The sequence below is a fragment of the Oleiphilus sp. HI0080 genome, from assembly GCF_001635135.1.
Map to the genome: position 1 here is coordinate 1 of NZ_LWFU01000989.1, position 649 is coordinate 649.

1 protein-coding gene is annotated in these 649 nt (G+C 43.0%); it reads left to right on the plus strand.

Annotated features, from left to right (window positions below; genetic code table 11):
• A partial coding sequence (locus A3751_RS18950) for a DnaA ATPase domain-containing protein (protein WP_068458566.1) occupies positions 1–566 on the plus strand: 566 nt, incomplete at its 5' end.
• Positions 567–649 lie beyond the last annotated feature (83 nt).

The following is a 649-nucleotide window of genomic DNA, read 5'->3' on the forward strand; positions in this document are numbered from 1 at the left end:
GTGGCTCAGGAAGCGGAAAAACTCATTTGAGCATAGCGTTACTTAATGCGGCTTTGGATAATGGCAAAAACGCGTATTATCTGTCTGCTCGCGATATTCTTTCCGTGGCGGCCGGTAATGAGCTAGGTAGTTATTTTGAATATTTTCAAGACTACGACTTACTCGTTCTAGATGATATCGATGCTTTTGCGTCAAACCCTGCTTGCGAGCAGGCTTTGTTTAATCTGTATAATCATTACAGGGACCTTAAGCAGCAGCTCGTTGTAAGTGCCAGAGTGGTTCCAATCCATAGTGAGTTCAAATTGCCAGACTTACGATCGCGTTTAGGTGCTGGCCTCATAATTAATGTTGATGCATTGAGTGATGAAGATAAAAAGTCTGCTTTAGTTTCGCGCGCACGCGAACGAGGTATGACGCTAAATAGCGAGGTGCTCAACTACATCTTCTCTAGAAGTTCGCGTAGTTTGGGCGCATTATTAGAGGTTCTCGATAAGCTAGATCATGCTCAGCTTGTCGAGAAGAGAAGCTTAACCGTTCCATTCGTCAAAAAAGTTCTAGATTGGTAAGTAAGATTTGTCTTGGTGATAGAGCTCAGGGAGTTAGTAAATGATACGCGTTGTGTTTAACCAAAAGGGTGGTGTAGGTAAAT